Here is an 18484-nt window from a genome sequence, read left to right as displayed (position 1 = left end):
ATCTCATGCGAACCGCTGCATTGTTGACATTCGCCTCGCTTGCCGCGTGGCTAACATTGGCGGCGCCCTCGCACGCCGTCAATCTTGTGGCGAATGGCGGGTTCGAAACGGGCACCTTCGCGGGCTGGACGTTGAATGGTACGCCCAGCACTCTTTTCAATGTTTCGAACTTCGAGCCCCACTCTGGTCAGTACGCGATGTTCATCGCCGACTACGAGAGCGATCACGACCAGATCTCGCAAGTTGTCCCCAGCGTCAACGGCCAGGGTTACACACTGGAATTCTGGCTCCGTAACTTCGAGCAAGGCAACGACGGCCTGCAGGTCTTTTGGGAAGGAAGCCTCGTCCTCGAGCAGAAACCAGTCCTCGCCCCAGTCGATCTATGGACCAAATACTCACTGCCAGTGACGGCGACCACGAACGGGTCCGAGTTGCGACTAGGCGGGTTCGACGTGCCTAATAGCATCTATTTCGACGACATCAGCGTTACGCAGATTCCTGAACCGAGCACCTTGCTGTTGGTTGTTGCAGGAGTTGCGGTGCTAGTGAAGCGTGGAATGAGACGCTCGATCTAGCGGTTCGCGCCCACGAACGCCCTGGGTCTGCGGCGCCTCAACCCGCCGAGACGTCGATCGCGTACGCTCGCAGGTCTTCAAGGTCGACGAACTCCAGCGCCGAAATATGCGTTGATGCCAGCACGATCGCCGGCGCCATGTCGGCGTCGAGCGCTTCCTTCCACCGTTCGACGCACAGGCACCAGCGGTCGCCGGCGACGAGCCCGGGAAACTGATACATGGGGTTCGGGGTGCTGAGATCGTTGCCGCGCGATTTCGAGAAGGCGAGGAACTCGTCGTTCGCTTCGATGCAGACGAGGTGCAGGCCATGATCATCGGGCCCGGTGCGGCAGCAGCCGTCGCGATAGAAGCCAGTCATCGGGTCGGTGCAGCAGGTTTGGAGTTCGCCGCCGAGGACGTTTTTAGGCATGCGCATGGCTGAGACTTCGCGGGAGCGTCGGACGATGGAAACGATGGGCCTCAGTTTACCATCGTCGTCGCTGCTTGGCGAACCATCGGTCGTTGTGCACGACGGCGGAGCGTGGTTCACCGATTGAAGAATTCGTCGAGCGCGCTCACGTACTGGAACGTCGGCTTCCAGTTGTGTCCTGCCTCGGGAATCGTGAGCAGCCACTTGGGCTCGTTCGCAGCGGCGTAAAGTTGCGTCGCCTGCTTCACCGGGATCACGCGATCGTTTTCGCCATGAACAATGAGCGTCGGACCTTCGTAGGCGCCGATCAGTGTGGCTGAATCGAGCTTGTCGCTCAGCAGCCCGCCGGTGAGCGGGTACTTGTGGTTCGCCACGGCCGAGAGCGAGGTGAACGTGCTTTCCAGAATCAAGCCATGAGCGCCGTCGTGGGCCGCGAGGTCGACCATCACGCCGCCGCCGAGCGCTTGTCCATAGAGAATGATTTCGTCTTCGGGAATACCCGCCTTCTGGGCGAGCAGGCGCCGCGCGGCCCGCGCATCGGCCAGCAAGCCTTCGTTGCTTGGTTTCCCTTCGCTCTTGCCGTAGCCGCGATAGTCGAACGCGAGCACGCTCACGCCGAGCCGTTCGGTCAGCAGTCGGTAGAACGGAGCGCGAGTCGCCAGGTTGCCGTCGTTGCCGTGGGCATAGAGCACCACGGCGCGCGGATTCGCCACCGGGCAGTACCAAGCGTGAAGTTTCACGCCGTCGGCCGATTCAAAGGTGAGGTCTTCCTTCACCAATCCTTGCGGATTCCAACTCTCGGCGTCGGCCGAAGGTTGGTACACGATGCGGTCTTCGAGCACCGAGACGCCGGAGTCCTTGATCGTCGCGCAGCCGGTCACGTCGCCGATGAATGCGGCGAAGGCGAGCCCGTAGATTGCGTAGCGACGCGGCATGGCGTCCAGCACCGTTTGAAATTCGAGACAAGAGGCGGCGGGATGCTACTGAATTCAGGCCGCGGCGTCCATCGCGACCCAATTGCGCCCGCGCAAAGGCATAATTTTGCACTTCCTCGGTAACGATGACGGCTTTTGCCCGCTTTTCGCACCAGAGTCTATTTCGTCGGTCAGGCGGCTGATTGCAATTGCTAGCACTCAGCGTCACACTACAGCCGCTCGCTGGCCGAACTCACCCCCCTGCCCTTCCTTGCAGACGAGTCCCATGCTCCGCCACGCATTGTTCCCCGTCGAGGCCGCCGCCTACGGCGTCTCTTACGCCTTCCTGCAGAATCTCATTCGCACGCCAAAACCGCTCGACCCGGCCTACACCTGGCATGCGATCACGCGCGAAATGCCGCGCGGCACCGACTGGATTCGCACGAGCTGGCCGATCAAGCCGCTCCGCAAGCTCGTGATTCACGCCAAGATGAAGCAGGACCATGTTCTGGGAATCTCAGAGCATTACGACGTCTCAAACGATTTCTACAAGCTGTGGCTCGACCGGAAGTACATGTTTTACACATGCGCTGATTTCCACTCGCCGACCGACACGATCGAAGAGGCCCAGCAACATAAGGCTGACTTCATCCTGAAGTTGATCGATCCACAACCGGGCGAGAAGATCATGGAACTCGGCTGCGGCTGGGGGCCGATGCTCAAGCGAATCTACGAAGCGACCGGCGAGCGCGAAAATCTCTACGGCCTGACGCTTTCGAAAGAGCAAAAATCGTACAACGACGAACACAATCACTTCAACGTCGACTTCGACAACTTCATCACCCGCGAATATCCGCGCGAATCGTTCGACAAGATCTACTCGATCGGCGCTTGGGAACATGTGCGGCAGCACGAGATCCCGCAGCTGCTCGACAAACTCTATGCCGCGCTAAAGCCGGGCGGAAGGCTCGTGCAACATTTCTTCTGCCGCACAAGCGACTCGTACATGGGCCCCGTCGCTTGCTCGCAGATTTACTTTCCCGGCTCGATGGGATCGTCGTATCGTTATCACGCGAAAGCTTGGGAGAACGCCGGCTTCCGCATCACGCACCGCTCAATCCACGACTACCGCCAAACGCTGCGGGCGTGGTTCGATCGCATGGTCGAGCACAAAGAAGAAGCGCTGCGGCTGGTCGACGTGCAAACGTACAACCGCTATCTGACGTTCTTCCCCTCGTCGTGGCGTTACTTCAACGACAACTGGGGGATGGTGACGCGCTGGGTGCTGGAGAAGCCGAAGCGGTAGCGCCTTCTAGCCCCGGGCTCCGCCCGGGGGTCGGTTACCAATTCGTTACGCATCGTCGTGCGCGGTGCCACCCCCGGGCGGAGCCCGGGGCTAGAAGACGGCGCCCTACGCTGGCCAAGCCATCCCTGGTTCCAGCAGCCGCGCTCGCGTCAAATCGCGATTCCCCTCGGCCGTTTGCTTGAGCGCAAAATACGCCCGCGCCCGATCCGCAAACGAATCGGCGTCGTGCGGGTCGACCTCCAGCGCGCTCGTCAAATCGGCCACAGCCTTTTGCGGTCGAGACACTGCCATCCAACCGCGCGCCCGGGCCCGCAGAATCTCGATATTCCGCGGCGAACTCTCGAGTGCTGCACTAAGGTCGACGATCGCTTCCTGAGCACGCCCTTCCTGCAAGTACGCTTCGCCGCGAGCCCACAGGGCGTCGGGATCGCCGGGATCGATGGCAAGGGCGGCGTTGCTATCGATGCGGGCTTCGTCGAACCGCCGCAGCCGCACCTTCGCCAGTGCACGATGGGCGAGCGACTCTTCATCGCGCGGGTCGACCTCAAGCAACTGGTCGAACAACCGAATCGCATCTTCCGATCGGTTGCGGCGCAGGTGATCCATCGCCAGCGCGAACAGCGCATCGCCGGCCGCCATCGACTGCACGGCGCGTAGCTGTGAAACATCCTGCCGCCGTTGTCGCGCTCGAAAGCGTTGGTAGTCGCCTGTCTCATCCGAATCCTCGTGCTGCGGCGTTTCGATGCGGGGCAGCCACGCGCACGGATCGAGGTGGTAAAACTCCCGCAACACCGCGTAGAGCTCCGCGTGCCGCTCGCGCAGTTGATGCGGCAGCTCGAAAAAGTACTCCGTCGACACGGCGAAAAACTCCGCCCGGTTCGACGCTCCGTAGTGATCAAGCAGCGTCGCCTCGCCGCGGCGGGCGCTGCCGACGAGTCGCAGGTACTCCGCTTCGGTGACGGCATACCACTGTCGCTCGCGGGCGGCAGTCGGGAGCGGCGGCTTGCCGTCGGTGTTGCCGTCGAGTCCGTCGAGGTAATGCGCGAACTCGTGCAGAATAACGTTCCGTCCCGGCGAATGACCGGTGAGTTCGTTCCGCACCTCGCCCCACGAGAGGACGACTGGGCCGCGATGCCACGCGATGCCGCTAAGCATGCCCGCTGGCAGGTTCGGATTTCGCGACGTGTGCTCGGGCGAGAAGCGAATCGTCCGCGGGTGGATCACCAGCGTGTGCAGGCGATCGAAGAAATAAGGTTCATCGAAACCGCTCGCCATGACGGCCGCTTGGCCGGCGATCGTCACCGCCATGTCGGGCGTCACCTTGAACTCGCCGGCGCCCGCCCACTCTTTCTCAGGCACCATCACCGCGACGATTTGCCGCACCCGCTCTTGATGCGACGCCGGCAGGTAGCGGTAGTGGCGCACGCGACGCTGCAGCAGCTCTTCCCAATCCTTCGGAAAGGGCTGAGCCAACAAACGGCGACGACGACGGTTCTTCAGCCAGTTGAAAATCATGCGTTCACGATAGCGGAATTGTACCGACCCGACAGCACTGCTGGCGCCGTGGGCGGCCATTGTCGGTTGCCAGCAGCCCGAAACTTTAAGTGATCTGGTCGAGATTGTGGCGGAATTCTATAAGTCGCCCGCTTCGTAGCGATTCCCGCTCGCTCGCGGAACAATTTTTCCCCGCCCAAGACCCTGCGATGTCCCACCCCCTCCAACAATTCGTCGCTGCCTGCGCCCGGCTTAGTTGTCGTTGGGCGGTGATGTTGGCGGCTGCGAGCGGGACGATCGCGGCCTACGCGAGCGGCGGCGAAGATCTCCTTCTGTCGTATCGACGCGACAACAGCGCGACCGCCGCTGGCGCCGCGGAGAATGCGGCGCCCCCAGCCGCTGCTAGCAATGGAGCCGCTGCGGAGAATCCGCTTCGTCCCGCAGGGACGCCACCGATTCAAGAGCCTTCGGCCTACCAATTCGGCGACGCAACGCCGTCTTCGACTGCGAACGTCGCTGCTCCTGCTCAAGCGCCCAATGCAACCGATGCGGCGCCGTTGCCCTACGCTGAACTCGCGACGCCGGCAGCTCCGCAGATCCATCAACTGCCGGGGACGCCGCTCGTCCACGAAGACAACGCCCTGCAGCAGGCGAAGCTTGAAGAGCCCGCTATCCCTGCATCGCCTATCGACGCTGCACCGCAAGAACCCGCTCCCGCCGCGCCGCTCGCCTCCGTCGATGCGAAGCCGTTGCCGCTCGGCGAATCGTTCGCTCCCGTTCCCGATGAATCACGCCGCTTGGCTCCTCGCTCGCCCGGCTTCGCCGCCATGGCCGAGCAGTCGCCAGGCGCGAGTAGCAGTTTGCGCGATCGCTTGCCGACCTCGTTTTCCCGCTTCGGCTCGCTCTCGACGGCTGGCGCCGGGCTGGCGATCGTGGTCGGATTGTTCTTCGTTTGCATGTGGCTTTTGCGACGCAGCAGCGGCGCGAAACCCACAGGCATGTTGCCGAGCGAAGCCTTCGCCGTGCTCGGTCGCGCTCCGCTCACGCCGCAAAGTTTTGCCCAATTGCTTCGCGTTGGCAACAAGCTCGTACTCGTCGCCGTTTCGGCCGATGGCATTCAGCCCCTCACCGAAGTGATCGATCCGCTCGAAGTCGATCGCCTCACCGGCGTCTGTGCCAGCGGCCGCGGCCACGGACCTGCCGCCGAGTTTCAACAAGTCCTCGCGCAGCTCGCTCGTGAACCGGCCCGCGGCTTCCTTGGGGCCGAAGCAGCCAACGGCGGAGGACGACGTCGTGCGTAACTTGCTGCACTATCCCGTTGCGCGTGGCGTTGCCGCAATCGTTGGCGTTGCACTGCTGTTCGCCGTGAGCGCGCAGCCAGCTGCTGCCCAAACAGCCGCCGGCCCGTCGATTCTCGGTCCTGCCCTGAACGGTCTCAATGGCCTCGGTGGTCCGCAGCAATGGACCAGCCCGCAGGGAATCGGTTCGTCGATCCAAGTGATGCTCCTGCTGACCGTCGTCAGTCTCGCTCCGGCGATTCTGCTGATGACGACCAGCTTCGTGCGGATCATCGTCGTCATGGGCCTGCTGCGGCAAGCACTCGGCACCGCGCAACTGCCGCCGAGTCAAGTGATCACCGCTATCGCGATCTTCATGACGGCGCTCCTCATGGCGCCGACGTGGACGAAGGTTTATGAAAACTCGCTCAAGCCTTACTCGGAAGAGAAGATCAGCCTCGACGAAGCGTGGGAACGCGGCACCGATCCCGTGCGGCGGTTCATGGCGGAGCAAATTCGCCGCACCGACAACGACGATGACGTGTATCTGTTCCTAAAGTACCTGCCGAGCGAGATCGATCCCGAAACGGGCGAACTGCCGACTAACTACGTTTACTTCGACGCAAAGGCCGACGAACGCAACGTGCCGCTGACGGCGCTGCTGCCGGCGTTCATGCTCAGCGAACTGAAGACGGCGTTTCTGATTGGCTTCCAAATTTACCTGCCGTTCGTGGTGCTCGACATCATCGTGGCGAGCGTCACGATTTCGATGGGCATGCTGATGTTGCCGCCAGTGCTCATCTCGTTGCCGTTCAAGCTGCTGCTGTTCGTGCTAGTCGACGGCTGGCGGCTGGTGGTCGAGATGTTGATGGAAAGCTTTCAGGTGGTCTCTTAGCGAGCGCCGCCCCGCTGCGCGCTGTACGAGCCGAGTAAGAAGACATGGATCCCCAAGACGCCGTTGACCTGGGCCGCGAGGCCCTGCTGATCGCGACCCTCGTGTCGGCGCCGATTCTCATCGCCGGCATGGTGGTGGGTTTGGTGATCGGCTTGCTACAGGCGCTGACGCAGATTCAAGAACAAACGGTCGCGTTCGTGCCGAAGCTGCTGGCGATGGTGCTGGCGCTGGTCTTCTCGCTGCCGTGGATTCTCTCGCAGCTCATCGAATACACCGACGAACTGATCGCCGACATCCCGAACAAGTTGTGACCCTCGCCGCTCGTTGCCACGCTCCGTGTGGGAAACGAACTTAGTCTCTCTGCAGCGTGACGATCCGATGAACATCAACGCTGCCCTCCTCGAGCCCTTCCTCGTTCAGCAACTCGGCACGTTCACGCTCGTGCTGGCCCGCGTTGGCGCCCTGATGATGACGGCGCCCATCTTCGGCCCTCGCTCTGCCCCGTTCCAAGCTCGGGCGCTGCTCGCCTTCGCGATGGCAATCATCATCACGCCGCTCCACGCCTCGCAGGCGCCGGTCGACATGCGCAACATCATGGCGTTCAGCCATTTCGTGCTCAACGAAACGCTGATCGGCCTGCTGCTCGGCCTGGGGCTGATGATTCTCCTCAGTGGCATCCAACTCACCGGACAAATCATCAGCCAACTCGGCGGCACGGCCCTCGCCGAAGGGTACGACGTCATGTCGGAAGAAAGCTTGCCGGTCTACTCGCAGCTGTTTTACTTTTTGACGTTGACGATGTTCGTCCTGCTCGGCGGCCATCGGCTGTTGATCGAAGCGACGCTCGACACGTACGAATGGCTCCCGCCGGGACGCGCGATGATTGGCGAATCGTACGTCTCCGCGATGACGACGCTAATGGGTCAAAGTTTTCGTCTTGGCGTCCGCGCGGCGGCGCCGGCGATGGCCGCTTTGCTGCTCGCAACGCTCATCCTCGGCCTCATCGGTCGCACGCTGCCGCAAATCAACATCCTTGTTGTTGGCTTCAGCGTGAACGCCCTCCTCACCGCCGGCGCGGTGCTCGTCTCCATCGGCGCCATCGCTTGGGCCTTCCCGCAACAAGCGGTCGCCTCAGTGGAGATGATGGTCGACGCCGTCCACGCGGCAGCCACTGGAGAATCAGAAGAGAAGGACCCTGAGCCAACCAGCTTCCAGACTCCCCCCCCTGAACCCCGAACCCCGAACCCTCAACCCTAACGCCTTCGCATGGCCGACGAATCCGGCGAAAAATCACATGACGCAACGCCCCATCGCCGGCAGCAGGCCCGCGAGCAGGGGCAGGTTGCGTACAGCCAGGACCTCGGTTCCGCCGCGCTCTTGCTCGTCAGCGTGATCGTGCTCAGCTACTGGGGCAAGAGCGTCATCGACTACGCGATGCTCTACATGGAGCGTCAGCTCAGCACCGGCGGCGGTTCGCTCACGGTCGACGATACCGAGCTCATGGTGCAGGGCGAGTCGGTGATGAAGACCTTCGGCCTCGCGATGTTGCCGATCATGGGCGTGATGGCGGTCGCCGGCGCCCTCTCGACGGTCCTGCAAATCGGTCTGCTGTTCGTTCCCGACAAAATCCAGCCCGATATTTCGCGGCTCGATCCGCTCGCCGGTTTGAAGCGGATTTTCTCGCTGCAAGGCGTCGTGAAGCTCGGCTTCGGCTTGATCAAGATCCTCATTGTCTGCGCGGTCGCGTGGTCGGTGATCCAAGGGCGTTGGAACGAGATCGTCTACGCGAGCGAACTCGACGTCCCCGACCTCGCCCGACTGCTGATCGACGTCATCTTCGCCACCGCCCTGTGGGTCGGCGCCACGCTCTTCGCGCTCGCGATTCTTGACTATGGCTTCCAACGTTGGAAGCACGAGCAAGACCTGAAGATGACGCACCAAGAGATGCGCGAAGAGATGAAGAACATGCAGGGCGACCCGCAAGTCATCCAGCGTCGCCGGCAGATCCAACGGCAAATGGCGATGGGTCGCGTCGGCGACAAGGTGCCGAAGGCCGACGTCGTGGTGACGAACCCGACGGAACTGGCGATCGCGATTCAGTACGACCCCGAAACAATGCGGGCGCCAATCGTGCTCGCCAAAGGCGCCGGCGTCATCGCCCAGCGGATTCGCAAGCTCGCGCTCGAAAACAATATCCCGGTCGTCGAACGGAAGCCGCTCGCTCAATTGCTCTACAAAGAGGTCGAAGTAAACCACCCGATCCCCGACCAGAGCTACGGCGCCGTCGCGGAAGTGCTTGCGTACGTGTACCAGCTGAAGGGCAAGAAAATGCCGATGCCGAAGGTCGCGTAGGCCGCCTTCTAGCCCCGGGCTCCGTCCCGGGGCGAGCATCCATCCCGCTAGATCTCGTCGCAGGTGAAGTCGTCGTCTTGCAGATGCAGTGGGCGAGCGAGCAACCCAGACCGCGCATCATTCTCTGAAGTTTCTAGCAGAAATCGGCCGCGCGAACTGGTAAGTTCGCAGCAGCGGAGCGTTCAAGTCCGTCTGCCGTTCTTTGAAAACTCAACGCCGTGTGCGCGCCACGAAAGCGATTCTGCAGCACGCGACTTTTGCACGCGAAAACTTTTTTCGAAACGCGCAAAAGTCCCTGGCCAAAAATCAGTCCTAGCAACCTGATTCGGTGCGGCAGTCGCCGTCTAAAAATCGGATGCCAAACGTCGGCGGAGAAGACTTTTGCACCTTTTGAATGGGGCCCCCCGTTCGCGTGCAAAAAGTCAAAATTCCCTCGATTGGGGGGCGGCCATGTTTCGCTACTTGACGGAGCCGGCAGGGCCTCGGGGTGGCGTTCGCCACGAGCGCTGCGCAGTGCAGCTACTCGTACCCGAACTCGGCAAAGTACCGCGCCCAATCGCGACGAATCCGCTCGCTCGACTCATCGTCGATCGCATGCCGATTCGTGCGATAGTTCTTCACGTCGGCTAGGTGATCGTCGAGCGCCGGCTCAATGCGAGCGAAATCGCCCAGGTCGAGCCGTTCGTAGATCGAACGGACTTGCGTCTTCGGATCCTCGACCAACTCTTCGTAACTCAATTCGACGAGTTGATTCGGCCCGAGCAACTGGCGATCTTCGAAGTAGGCATCGTACATCCGCTGGAGCGAGTCGATCACAAAATCGTCGAGCCAGCCTTCGTCGCGAATCGCCTGCAGGCCTTCCTCTGAATTGAGCGAATGCCACAGCCCGAGCGTCGAACGAAACAGGGCGTACGGATCGCGTGAAATGTGGATGAACTTCGCGTCGGGGAACATCTCCAGCAGCGTCCGCACGCGGGCGGTGTGGGCCGGCGACTTGATGACGATCCGACGGTCGTCCCGCAGCGTCAGTCGTTTGCAGAATTGCAGCAACTCGTGCTTCCACGATTCGCGCTGAGCGGGCGTCAGGTCGCGCAGCGTCAGGTATTCCGGATAGGCCTCGCCCCGATTGGGGAACATCGTCGACAGATATGGAGTCGGCACGCCCAAGCTTTGCAGTGCGAACTCATCTTCCATCGGCCGATCCCAACCGGCGGCCATGTTGTCCATCGGCCTGCGTTCAGGAACGAAGATGCCGATCCACGGCACGACCTTCCGCTCAGTCAACACAAAGTGATGCGGCGTGAAGCACTGGTACGTGGTGAAGTAGGTGTGCTGAGGATCGCGGATCATCAGCTCGTGAAGGAACGTCGTCCCCGAGCGCCAGTGTCCCAGAATGAACACCGGCGGCTGTTTCAGTTTCGTCGCGTCGACCTGACGTCCGTAGACGAGGCGATCAACGCCGGCGAGCACCGAGTTGATTCCCGTGAAGCCGGTGATGGCGCACGTCATCGGGATACGGCTGGGCGAGACGGCGAGCCGATTGCGAGCGAGCTCCCGCAGCCACGTCGACAGCCGCATGCCATGCCAAAAGCGCGGCATGTACCACGCCATCGGATGCTTGACCGTCCGCTCCGGCGGGGGGACGTTCGGACGCTCGGTAGTGACGCTCATGAAAATCCAGTCTGCGGTCGCCCCCACGCAGGGCGCCATAATGGCTCGAGCAGGCTTTCGAGTCGTTCATCGTAACGCGCCGACTCCCCCCCGGCCAATCGGTCGCCCGCAACTCGGCCCCGCAAAAGTGCTGGGAAAAGCGACTCGGGCGCTAGCCGATCGCCGCGTCGGCCGTTTCGTGGCGCATTCGTTACAGCCGCGCCATTCCGACAGGAACTCGCCACCCTCCCAGGAGTGGGGAGGGCGGCTCCGATTTCGCCCCAAGAAAACTTTGTCCCTGCGAAGTCGACCGTTAAGATGAGAGGTGGAACAGAGACTGAATCGGCGTAAGGCGTTGGCCTGACGACGGTTCCTTCTCACTGGCTACAACTGCAGCGACGACTCCTCTGCCGCCATCGCAACTGGTCGGCAATGTCGCTGTCTGGATGCGTACCGTTTGTGAAGCCGCCCTGGGCACCCTTCGGCTGACAACGTCTGTGACTCAACAGCGATCCCGCCAACTCACACGAAGCAACGCCGCGCCTGTCGTCGGGCTGAAGCGTCGTCTCGTGCGCGTCTCGCTCTGGGCCTGCCTCGGAGTAGCGTCGCTGCACGCTGCGAATCATGCGGCTTACGGGGCCGATTCGAACGCAGCGTTTTTGAAAGCACTCCGCGACCGCGGCTGGGATGATACGGCGGTCGAGTATCTCGAATGGGTTGAAGCCTCGCCGCTCGCGACTCCCGAGTTTACGGGCAACCTCGCCTTCCAACGGGCGTCGAGCCTCGTCTCCCAAGCGCGCCAATCACGCGACCGCAGCGAGCGCGAACGTTTGCTCAACCAAGCGGCCAGCGACTTTGAAGCGTTCGCTGCCAAGCAGGAAGACCCGACGCTGGCGATCGACGCCCTTCGCCAGGCCGCCAATATCTACGCCGAGCAAGCGCTCGTCGCGATTGCCGAGTCGCGGCAACTAAGCGCCGACGCCAGTGCCGAACGCGACGCGCTCGTGGCGAAGGCTGGCACGCTCTTTGGCAAAGCCACTGCCGACGTCAAGCAGGTCGTCGACGTTACGACGAAAGAAATCGCCGCTCTGCCGAAGGCGGCCGAGATCCAATCCGACCCCGCGGCCAAAGCGAAGCGCGACCAACTCCGCGACCGCCAAGTCGAAGCTCGGTTCCTGGAGGCGCGGCTCGCCTTTGAGGGAGCAGCCACGCTCGATCGCGATTCTGCTGAGTTTGCCAAGCAACTCAACGCCGCATCGAAGCAGTTCGGCGAGCTGATCGAAGAATACCGCAATTCGCTCGTCGGCATGTCGAGTCGCTTTTACCAGGGGCGTTGTGCGCAAGACCTCGGCGAGTACGAAAAGGCGCTCAGCTGCTACGAAGACATCACCCGCGGCGACGGAACGAGCGCCGAGGCCCGTCGGCTCACCGCTCGCGCCCACCGTTACCGCACCGAAACGCTGCTCGAACTCGGCAAGACCGACGACGCGATCAAGCGCAGCGACGAGTGGCTCCGCCAGTCGCCCCCCGCGGAGCGCCAGCAGCCCGAGTGGATCGAAGCCGGCTACCGCCTAGCCGACGCCCTGCAGGCGAAGATTGCCGAAGGCAAACTGAGCGACGGCGACGCCAAGAAGATGGAGGCCCACGCCCGCAGTCTCGTCCGCGAGGCGGCGACGCGGCCGAACGAATTCCGCCAGCAAGCGCAGGTCGCCATGGCGACCGGATCGGCGGGCGGCCCGAACGGCGCGGATGCGAAGACATTCGAAGAAGCGTTCACCGCGGGTAAGGCGGCGATCGATCTCTGGAACTCCGCCAATCTCGCCGCGAAGCAAGCCCGCGAGGGGAACCCTGACGCGGCTGGCGATCTGCTGGAGCAAGCGGCGACCAATCGCAACGAAGCGCGGCGGATGCTGGAAAAAGCGGTCGCGCTCGCTGATGCCGAAACGCCGACCGATCAGCTCAACACGGTTCGCTATTTCCTCAGTGTCCTCTACTGGGAAGAGAAGCAGTATCAGGAAGCCGCCGTGTTGGCGGAGTTCCTGGTGATGCGGTACCCGGAGAGCGACTATGCCGCGAGTGCCGCGAAGGTCGCCCTGGCCGCTTACGAAGCGCTCGCCCTGGAAGCGAAATCCGCCGGCAGCCAAGCCGACGCGGTGTCGTACGAAGCGCTGAAGCTCATTCAGTTGGCTGAGGTCGTCGCGACCCGCTGGCCCGAATCGACCGAAGCCTCGTCAGCGACGAACGCGCTCATTCAAACGGCGCTGCGTGAAAATCGCCTCGCCGAGGCCGAGGCGCTGCTCGAACGCCTGCCGGCGGAGAGCCGCGGCCCCGCGCAACTCAGCCTGGGCGCCGGCTTGTGGACCCAATATCTCCGTGCGACCTCCGCCAACCGCGAAGCCCCCGCCGCAGAAGTTCTCGCCATCCGCGAGAAGGCCGGCAAGCTGCTCGGCGAAGGGTACGCGGCGGCGAAGACCAAGGGGGCGCCGTCCGCTTCATCCGCCGCCGGCATCCTTTACTTGGCACAGTTCCTTCTCGCCAACGGCGATGCTGAGCAAGCGATCGCGGTGCTGGAAGATGCGAACGTGGGACCGCTCACGCTCCTTGGCAAAGGCGCCGAAGCCGCGAAAAACCCCCAGTTCGTGCTGGAAACTTACAAGGCCGCCCTACGCGCGTACCTCTCGGCCAATCAGCCCGATCGCGAGAAGGCGAAGCAAATGATGGAGGCGCTCGATAAGGCCGTCGGCGCCGACGACGCCGGCAAGCTTACCGACGTCTATCTAGGGCTCGGCGTGCAACTGCAGCGGCAGATGAAAGAGCTGACCACGATGGGCCAGCCCGACAAGGCTGCGAAAATCGCGACCGCGTTCGGCGACGTGCTCCAACGAATCTCCGCGCGGCCCGACGCCAACGATTGGCGCGTCCGCGGGTGGATCGCACAAACAAACTTGCAGCTGGGCCAGGAGCTTACGGGCGATGAAGCGAAGCCGTACATCGATCGCGCTCGCACGGCGTTTGAAGCGATGTTGAAGGCGGCGACCGAGGATCCGAAGTATGCTCCGAGTGCCGCCGCGGTCTTGAGCGTGCGGATGCAATTGGCCCAGTGCTTGCTCGCCGCTGGCGAGCAGACGGCTGCGGTTGAGCAGTTCGGCGCGATCCTGAAAGAGAATCCCAACGTGCTCGATCTCCAGAAGAGCGCCGCCGTGGCGCTCCAGCAACTCGGCGTCCAGAAGCAAGATGTATCGGCCTTCAACCGGTCGATCCAGGGCGACCTGCCGCAGAAGGATGGCCGCAACCTCATATGGGGCTGGCAGCGGATCAGCAGCGTGGCGAACGCCGCCCGCATGCAGCAGGCAAAGGTTTCGCCGGTTACTGAGGAATCGCGGCAGCGGACTCTGCGCTTCGAGAACCTGTTCTACGAAGCCCGCTACAACGTCGCGAAGTCGCGCTACCTAGCGGGCAAAATCGCCGAACCAGCCAAACGCCGCGAGCAACTCGAAGCGGCCAAGATGAACATCGAACAGATGGCCAAGCTCTATCCGGGGCTCGGCGGCCCGGCGTGGAAGCCACTATTCGACGAACTGCTCAAGCAAGTGAATCAAGAACTGGCTGAAAAGCCCGCCGAGAAGTCGTGAGCGGTTTGAATTGCCGTCGCAACGCACCTGCCAAATCACTGAACAGAATAGATCGAGCGGAATCGAAGGTTGCCACTATGCCTAGCGACCCATATCCAACCATGAACCGTCGCCCGTCTCACCGCCTCGCGATTCGCGTGGTCCTGCTGGCCGTCGCGCTGCTGTCGCTGCCGACCGCAGCCAACGCCCAAAGCACGATCGACCGCGTCCGTCGCCAGAACGGCGTCGATAGCGGTAAGATCGTCGCCACGACGGCGCTCGGCGTGACGATCTCCAAAGGGGGCGTCGAGTCGACGATCCCCACTGAGGAAATCGAAGTTGTGACGTTCGCCGGCGAGCCGAGCGAGTTGAACTCGGCTCGCAACGCACTGAACGCCGGCAAGGTGCAAGAGGCGTTCGACATCCTGGCGAAGATCGACGTTGCCGAGATTCAGCGTGACGAAGTCCTCGCCGACGTGGAGTTTTACCGGGCACTCGCCACTGCGAAGCTCGCGCTCGCCGGCAAAGGAGAACCGTCGGCCGCAGCGGGGGAGATCCGCACATTCATGGCGAAGCGGAACAAGAGCTACCATGTGCCGCAAGCGATCGAAACGCTTGGCGATCTACTAATGGCCGCCGGCGAGGCGTCGAACGCCCGCGCCGAGTACGCCAAACTCGCGAAGGCGAAGTCTCGCTACTTCGAGTTGAAGAGCGCGCTGCTGGTCGGCCGCACATACCAGGCGGAAGGCGAAGATGCCCAAGCGCAAGCCGAATTCGACAAAGTGGCCTCGTCGTCGGACGACGGCGCGCTCATCGCTCCGCTAAAACTGGCCGCGACGCTCGACCGGTCAGTCAGCCAAGCGGCCGCCGGGAAGGTGAAGGAAGCGACCGCTGCGATCGGCGAGATCATCGCGAGCGCCAAACCTGAAGACGCCGCGCTGCTCGCTCGCGCGTACAACGCCCTTGGCGATTGCTACCTCAAGAGCAACGATCCGCGAGCGGCGCTCTTCGCCTTCCTGCACGTCGACTTGCTATACAGCCAGGATGCCGAGGCGCACGCCAAAGCACTCCACGAGCTTACAAAGCTCTGGAAAACAGTCGGCCGCGAAGCCCGCGCTCAAGAAGCCCAGCAGAAGCTAGCGGCGCAGTACCCAGGCAGCCGTTGGGCGAAGCAGTAGGGTGTATGGTGATCGGGGATCGGTGACTGGTGATCGGTAAAACGACTTCCTCTAGCAACCAGTCACTGATCACCGCTCACTGATCCCCCCTCCCTTCACGCCCGCGGATGAAAACTCTGATGCACCCTCTTCAGCCGCGAGTGATCGACGTGCGTGTAAATCTGCGTTGTCGCGATGCTCGCGTGGCCAAGTAGCTCTTGCACCTGTCGCAAGTCAGCTCCGCCCGCCAGCAAGTGGGTCGCGAAACTATGCCGCATCGAGTGCGGGCTTACTTCTGGCGAAGCCCCGACGCGGGCTGCGTATCGTTTGAGCAATTCCCAAATCCGCTCACGCCGCAGTCGATCGCCCCGCGGCGATAGCAACACCCACTCAGGAGCCGGCGTTCGCTTCCCGGCCAATCTGCCTCGTTCATCACGCAGGTAGCGTTCAACCGCTTCGATTGCTCGTCGCCCTAACGGGACGATGCGTTGCTTATCGCCCTTGCCGCGACAGATGCAATACCGTTCGTTGAGGTGCAGGTCGCGCATCGGGAGGTTTGAAAGCTCCGACACGCGGCAACCCGTTGCGTATAGCAACTCAAGCAGCGCCCGGTCGCGGAGGCACCAGCCGTCTGACTTGCGGGGGGCATTCAGCAACTCTTCGACCTGGGCGGTCGACATCACTTGCGGCACGCGTTGCCAGAGCTTGGGCGAGCCGAGTAGCTCCGCCTCGTTTTCCGCCAGCACTCCCTCAAGCTGCAGGTAGCGGAAGAAAACTTTGAGCGAGGCTACGTGTCGGACGACGCTCTTTGGCGCCAGTTGCTGCTCGGCGAGCCAAGCGGGGTAGCGCGCCAGGTCGCTGACTTTGAGCTGCCCGAACCGCCGATTACCGAGCCACTTGAACATTCGCTTCAGGTCGCGACCGTAGGCCGCCACTGTGTTCTCTGACAGGTGGCACTCGGTGCGCAAGTAACGCTCGAACGACTCCTGCCAACGGACGGCGTCGTTCTGGGCGGCCTCGCGGCGCGGTTTGATGACCTTCTTCAGCGGCTTCACGGCGAATCCTGCTTCCTGGTGGCAGAGCAGACTGTAGAAACTATCGACAACTAGCCGTCTGGACTGGGCAGCCGGCTGGAAACTGCGGTATCTTTTCAATCGCCCCCGCGAACGCGCGGATTAGGTAAACTTTGCGGAGCGGCTACTACTCGGTTGCTCGCCCCGAATAACACTCGCACAGCGATTTTCGACAGACCGCCACGGATGCAAAACGTCGTCATCGAAGAGCCTTACAAGTTCATCCCCCCGATCTATTCGAAGATCTGGCCCGAACTGCTGCGCTACTACATTCCGCATTGGATTAAGAAGACGTACGGCATCCATTCCGTTGAAACGCGTGACGGAGAGAAGCTGAAGGCCTCCCTGGCCGCGGGCAACAGCGTGATTCTGGCGCCGAACCACTGCCGCCTCTCTGACCCGCTCACATTCGTGCAACTGTCGCGGATCGCCAAATGCGACCTCCATGCGATGGCGTCGTGGCACCTGTTCATGGAGAGCCGGCTCAGCCGGTTCATGCTGCGGCGCGTCGGGGCGTTCAGCGTGTACCGTGAAGGGGTCGATCGGCAGGCGATCAACACGGCGGTCGATATTCTGGTCGACGGCAAGCGGCCGCTGGTGATCTTCGCCGAAGGCGCCATCTCACGGCACAATGACGAGCTGATGCCGCTGATGGACGGCACGGCGTTCATTGCCCGCACCGCGGCGAAGCGTCGCGAGAAGATCCCGGGCGCCGGCGGCGTGGTGATTCATCCGGTGGCGATTCGCTACTTCTACCAGGGCGATCTCGAAGCGGCGGTGAACCCGGTGCTCGAGGAAATTGAAGGGCACTTCTCCTGGTTCCCGCAGAACGATAAGCCGCTGGTACAGCGGATCCGCCAGATTGGACAGGCACTGCTCTCGCTCAAAGAGATAGAGTACTTTGGAGCCGCCCGCACGGGAGACTTCTATGAACGCGTCGACAATCTGATTGAAGACGTGCTCACGAAGCTCGAAGCTCGCTGGAACATCAAAGAACGCGCCGAGGGGGTCGTCGCCCGCGTGAAGAACCTGCGGGTAGCGATCATCCCGCCGCTATTGGCTAAGGAAACAAACGAGACCGACCGACAAGAATACCGAAAGCAACTCGCGGCATGCTATTACGTGCAACAGATGTCTCACTATCCGCGGAACTACGTGCGGCTCTCCCAGCGCAACATCCGTGAACACATCCTCGAAACGGTCGAGCGGTTCGAGGAAGATTTTACTGATGAGATTCGCGTCCATCGGCCGCTCCACGCAGTGGTGCAAGTAGGCGATCCGATTCCCGTCGCCAGCCGGCGCGATCGCGAGGCGGCGGTCGATCCGGTGATGGAAGAGCTGCGCGTGCAGCTGGGCGGGATGCTGAAGAAGCTCTCCGACGAATCACCGCGGATGTAGTGGAGTGAACCGATGGGCAAGTCGGTTCGCTATCAGTTCACCATGCGGCGGCTGTTGCTCCTCAGCACGGCGATCGCCGTCGCGTTTGCCGTGGCGGGCGGTTTTCGCGGGCCGCTGATCTTCAAGGTCTTCGTCGGCGTCTATTTCGCCTCGCTGGCGGGGTGGGTCGTGATGCGTTGGCCGGCAGTACGGGAGAACTGGCGCGAGTCGCAGCGGCAGCGATTGGCAGCCATTCGGCAGAAGCGGGAATTGGCCCTCGAAGTCGCCAAACAAAAGCCGCGAGTCGAGCTGCCGAAGCTTGCCGACGCGGAAACGGTCCCGGACTCTGAGTCGCAATAGCACGCGACGCGCTCCCTTGCTATCGTGGTCCGTA

General features: G+C 62.3%; 17 protein-coding genes. 12 read left to right on the top strand and 5 right to left on the bottom strand.

The features are described from left to right. Window positions 1-5 precede the first annotated feature (5 nt). Entirely contained in the window at window positions 6-575 is a 570-nt protein-coding gene (locus ACQY7R_RS10955; RefSeq protein ID WP_428305642.1) for a PEP-CTERM sorting domain-containing protein, read from the top strand. 37 nt (window positions 576-612) lie between these two features. On the opposite strand, the gene ACQY7R_RS10950 is transcribed toward ACQY7R_RS10955, so the two are convergent. Next, window positions 613-990: a DUF2237 family protein gene (locus tag ACQY7R_RS10950; RefSeq protein WP_428305641.1), complete on the bottom strand. Its 378-nt coding sequence runs from the start codon at window positions 988-990 to the stop codon at window positions 613-615. On the opposite strand from ACQY7R_RS10950, the gene ACQY7R_RS10945 reads away from it, so the two are divergent. After that, the gene (locus ACQY7R_RS10945) at window positions 989-1111 is read left to right on the top strand and encodes a hypothetical protein (RefSeq protein ID WP_428305640.1); all 123 of its coding nucleotides are present in this window, start codon (window positions 989-991) and stop codon (window positions 1109-1111) included. The two genes, ACQY7R_RS10950 and ACQY7R_RS10945, sit on opposite strands and share 2 nt — an antisense overlap. Here the strand turns inward: ACQY7R_RS10945 and ACQY7R_RS10940 are convergent. After that, window positions 1101-1919 carry an alpha/beta hydrolase gene (locus tag ACQY7R_RS10940; protein WP_428305639.1) on the bottom strand — a complete coding sequence of 273 codons (819 nt, stop codon included), beginning with the start codon at window positions 1917-1919 and terminating at the stop codon, window positions 1101-1103. The genes ACQY7R_RS10945 and ACQY7R_RS10940 overlap by 11 nt on opposite strands. Before the next feature lie 265 nt (window positions 1920-2184). Between ACQY7R_RS10940 and ACQY7R_RS10935 the strand changes: the two genes are divergently transcribed. Continuing rightward, complete coding sequence (locus ACQY7R_RS10935) at window positions 2185-3204, top strand: class I SAM-dependent methyltransferase (protein ID WP_428305638.1); 1020 nt, start codon at window positions 2185-2187, stop codon at window positions 3202-3204. 105 nt (window positions 3205-3309) lie between these two features. Here the strand turns inward: ACQY7R_RS10935 and ACQY7R_RS10930 are convergent, their stop codons facing one another. Then, entirely contained in the window at window positions 3310-4719 is a 1410-nt protein-coding gene (locus tag ACQY7R_RS10930; RefSeq protein WP_428305637.1) for a zinc-dependent peptidase, read from the bottom strand. A 188-nt stretch (window positions 4720-4907) separates the two neighbouring features. Here ACQY7R_RS10930 and ACQY7R_RS10925 point away from each other — a divergent pair, with 188 nt between their 5' ends. The 5 genes from ACQY7R_RS10925 to flhB all read left to right on the top strand — a co-directional run bounded on the left by ACQY7R_RS10925 (window position 4908) and on the right by flhB (window position 9222). Beyond that, window positions 4908-5999: a flagellar biosynthetic protein FliO gene (locus tag ACQY7R_RS10925; RefSeq protein ID WP_428305636.1), complete on the top strand. Its 1092-nt coding sequence runs from the start codon at window positions 4908-4910 to the stop codon at window positions 5997-5999. A gap of 109 nt (window positions 6000-6108) precedes the next feature. Continuing rightward, entirely contained in the window at window positions 6109-6870 is a 762-nt protein-coding gene (gene fliP / locus ACQY7R_RS10920) for a flagellar type III secretion system pore protein FliP (RefSeq protein ID WP_428308890.1), read from the top strand. Window positions 6871-6914: 44 nt separating this feature from the next. Continuing rightward, window positions 6915-7181 (top strand): flagellar biosynthesis protein FliQ, encoded by a 267-nt coding sequence (gene fliQ / locus ACQY7R_RS10915; protein ID WP_152100083.1) that lies wholly within the window; start codon window positions 6915-6917, stop codon window positions 7179-7181. A 67-nt stretch (window positions 7182-7248) separates the two neighbouring features. Beyond that, window positions 7249-8127: a flagellar biosynthetic protein FliR gene (locus tag ACQY7R_RS10910; protein WP_428305635.1), complete on the top strand. Its 879-nt coding sequence runs from the start codon at window positions 7249-7251 to the stop codon at window positions 8125-8127. Between the two features lie 9 nt (window positions 8128-8136). After that, window positions 8137-9222, top strand: coding sequence for a flagellar biosynthesis protein FlhB (gene flhB, locus ACQY7R_RS10905; RefSeq protein WP_428305634.1), 1086 nt, complete (start codon window positions 8137-8139; stop codon window positions 9220-9222). Between the two features lie 519 nt (window positions 9223-9741). On the opposite strand, the gene ACQY7R_RS10900 is transcribed toward flhB, so the two are convergent. Then, the gene (locus ACQY7R_RS10900; protein ID WP_428305633.1) at window positions 9742-10893 is read right to left on the bottom strand and encodes a sulfotransferase family protein; all 1152 of its coding nucleotides are present in this window, start codon (window positions 10891-10893) and stop codon (window positions 9742-9744) included. A gap of 476 nt (window positions 10894-11369) precedes the next feature. On the opposite strand from ACQY7R_RS10900, the gene ACQY7R_RS10895 reads away from it, so the two are divergent. Then, window positions 11370-14504 carry a hypothetical protein gene (locus ACQY7R_RS10895; RefSeq protein ID WP_428305632.1) on the top strand — a complete coding sequence of 1045 codons (3135 nt, stop codon included), beginning with the start codon at window positions 11370-11372 and terminating at the stop codon, window positions 14502-14504. A 101-nt stretch (window positions 14505-14605) separates the two neighbouring features. Then, window positions 14606-15661, top strand: coding sequence for a tetratricopeptide repeat protein (locus ACQY7R_RS10890; RefSeq protein WP_428305631.1), 1056 nt, complete (start codon window positions 14606-14608; stop codon window positions 15659-15661). 95 nt (window positions 15662-15756) lie between these two features. On the opposite strand, the gene xerD is transcribed toward ACQY7R_RS10890, so the two are convergent. After that, window positions 15757-16695, bottom strand: coding sequence for a site-specific tyrosine recombinase XerD (gene xerD / locus ACQY7R_RS10885; protein ID WP_428305630.1), 939 nt, complete (start codon window positions 16693-16695; stop codon window positions 15757-15759). Window positions 16696-16899: 204 nt separating this feature from the next. Between xerD and ACQY7R_RS10880 the strand changes: the two genes are divergently transcribed. Beyond that, complete coding sequence (locus ACQY7R_RS10880; RefSeq protein ID WP_428305629.1) at window positions 16900-18111, top strand: 1-acyl-sn-glycerol-3-phosphate acyltransferase; 1212 nt, start codon at window positions 16900-16902, stop codon at window positions 18109-18111. A gap of 12 nt (window positions 18112-18123) precedes the next feature. Then, on the top strand, window positions 18124-18450 hold the full coding sequence (locus tag ACQY7R_RS10875; RefSeq protein ID WP_428305628.1) for a hypothetical protein: 327 nt from the start codon (window positions 18124-18126) through the stop codon (window positions 18448-18450). Window positions 18451-18484: the final 34 nt, after the last annotated feature.

The sequence above is a fragment of the Lacipirellula sp. genome, from assembly GCF_965279485.1.
Classification (GTDB): Bacteria; Planctomycetota; Planctomycetia; order Pirellulales; family Lacipirellulaceae; genus Lacipirellula.
Note: the sequence above shows the minus strand (reverse complement) of the source record. Positions and strands in the feature narration are given on the sequence as shown.

Excerpts from the sequence above, each read along its gene's own strand:
- ACQY7R_RS10880 (WP_428305629.1), top strand. The coding sequence starts at position 16,900 with ATGCAAAACGTCGTCATCGAAGAGCCTTACAAGTTCATCCCCCCGATC.
- flhB (WP_428305634.1), top strand. The coding sequence starts at position 8,137 with ATGGCCGACGAATCCGGCGAAAAATCACATGACGCAACGCCCCATCGC.
- ACQY7R_RS10935 (WP_428305638.1), top strand. The coding sequence starts at position 2,185 with ATGCTCCGCCACGCATTGTTCCCCGTCGAGGCCGCCGCCTACGGCGTC.
- ACQY7R_RS10925 (WP_428305636.1), top strand. The coding sequence starts at position 4,908 with ATGTCCCACCCCCTCCAACAATTCGTCGCTGCCTGCGCCCGGCTTAGT.
- ACQY7R_RS10940 (WP_428305639.1), bottom strand. The coding sequence starts at position 1,919 with ATGCCGCGTCGCTACGCAATCTACGGGCTCGCCTTCGCCGCATTCATC.
- fliQ (WP_152100083.1), top strand. The coding sequence starts at position 6,915 with ATGGATCCCCAAGACGCCGTTGACCTGGGCCGCGAGGCCCTGCTGATC.
- ACQY7R_RS10955 (WP_428305642.1), top strand. The coding sequence starts at position 6 with ATGCGAACCGCTGCATTGTTGACATTCGCCTCGCTTGCCGCGTGGCTA.
- ACQY7R_RS10900 (WP_428305633.1), bottom strand. The coding sequence starts at position 10,893 with ATGAGCGTCACTACCGAGCGTCCGAACGTCCCCCCGCCGGAGCGGACG.
- ACQY7R_RS10890 (WP_428305631.1), top strand. The coding sequence starts at position 14,606 with ATGAACCGTCGCCCGTCTCACCGCCTCGCGATTCGCGTGGTCCTGCTG.
- ACQY7R_RS10945 (WP_428305640.1), top strand. The coding sequence starts at position 989 with ATGGCTGAGACTTCGCGGGAGCGTCGGACGATGGAAACGATGGGCCTC.
- ACQY7R_RS10930 (WP_428305637.1), bottom strand. The coding sequence starts at position 4,719 with ATGATTTTCAACTGGCTGAAGAACCGTCGTCGTCGCCGTTTGTTGGCT.
- ACQY7R_RS10910 (WP_428305635.1), top strand. The coding sequence starts at position 7,249 with ATGAACATCAACGCTGCCCTCCTCGAGCCCTTCCTCGTTCAGCAACTC.
- ACQY7R_RS10950 (WP_428305641.1), bottom strand. The coding sequence starts at position 990 with ATGCGCATGCCTAAAAACGTCCTCGGCGGCGAACTCCAAACCTGCTGC.
- ACQY7R_RS10875 (WP_428305628.1), top strand. The coding sequence starts at position 18,124 with ATGGGCAAGTCGGTTCGCTATCAGTTCACCATGCGGCGGCTGTTGCTC.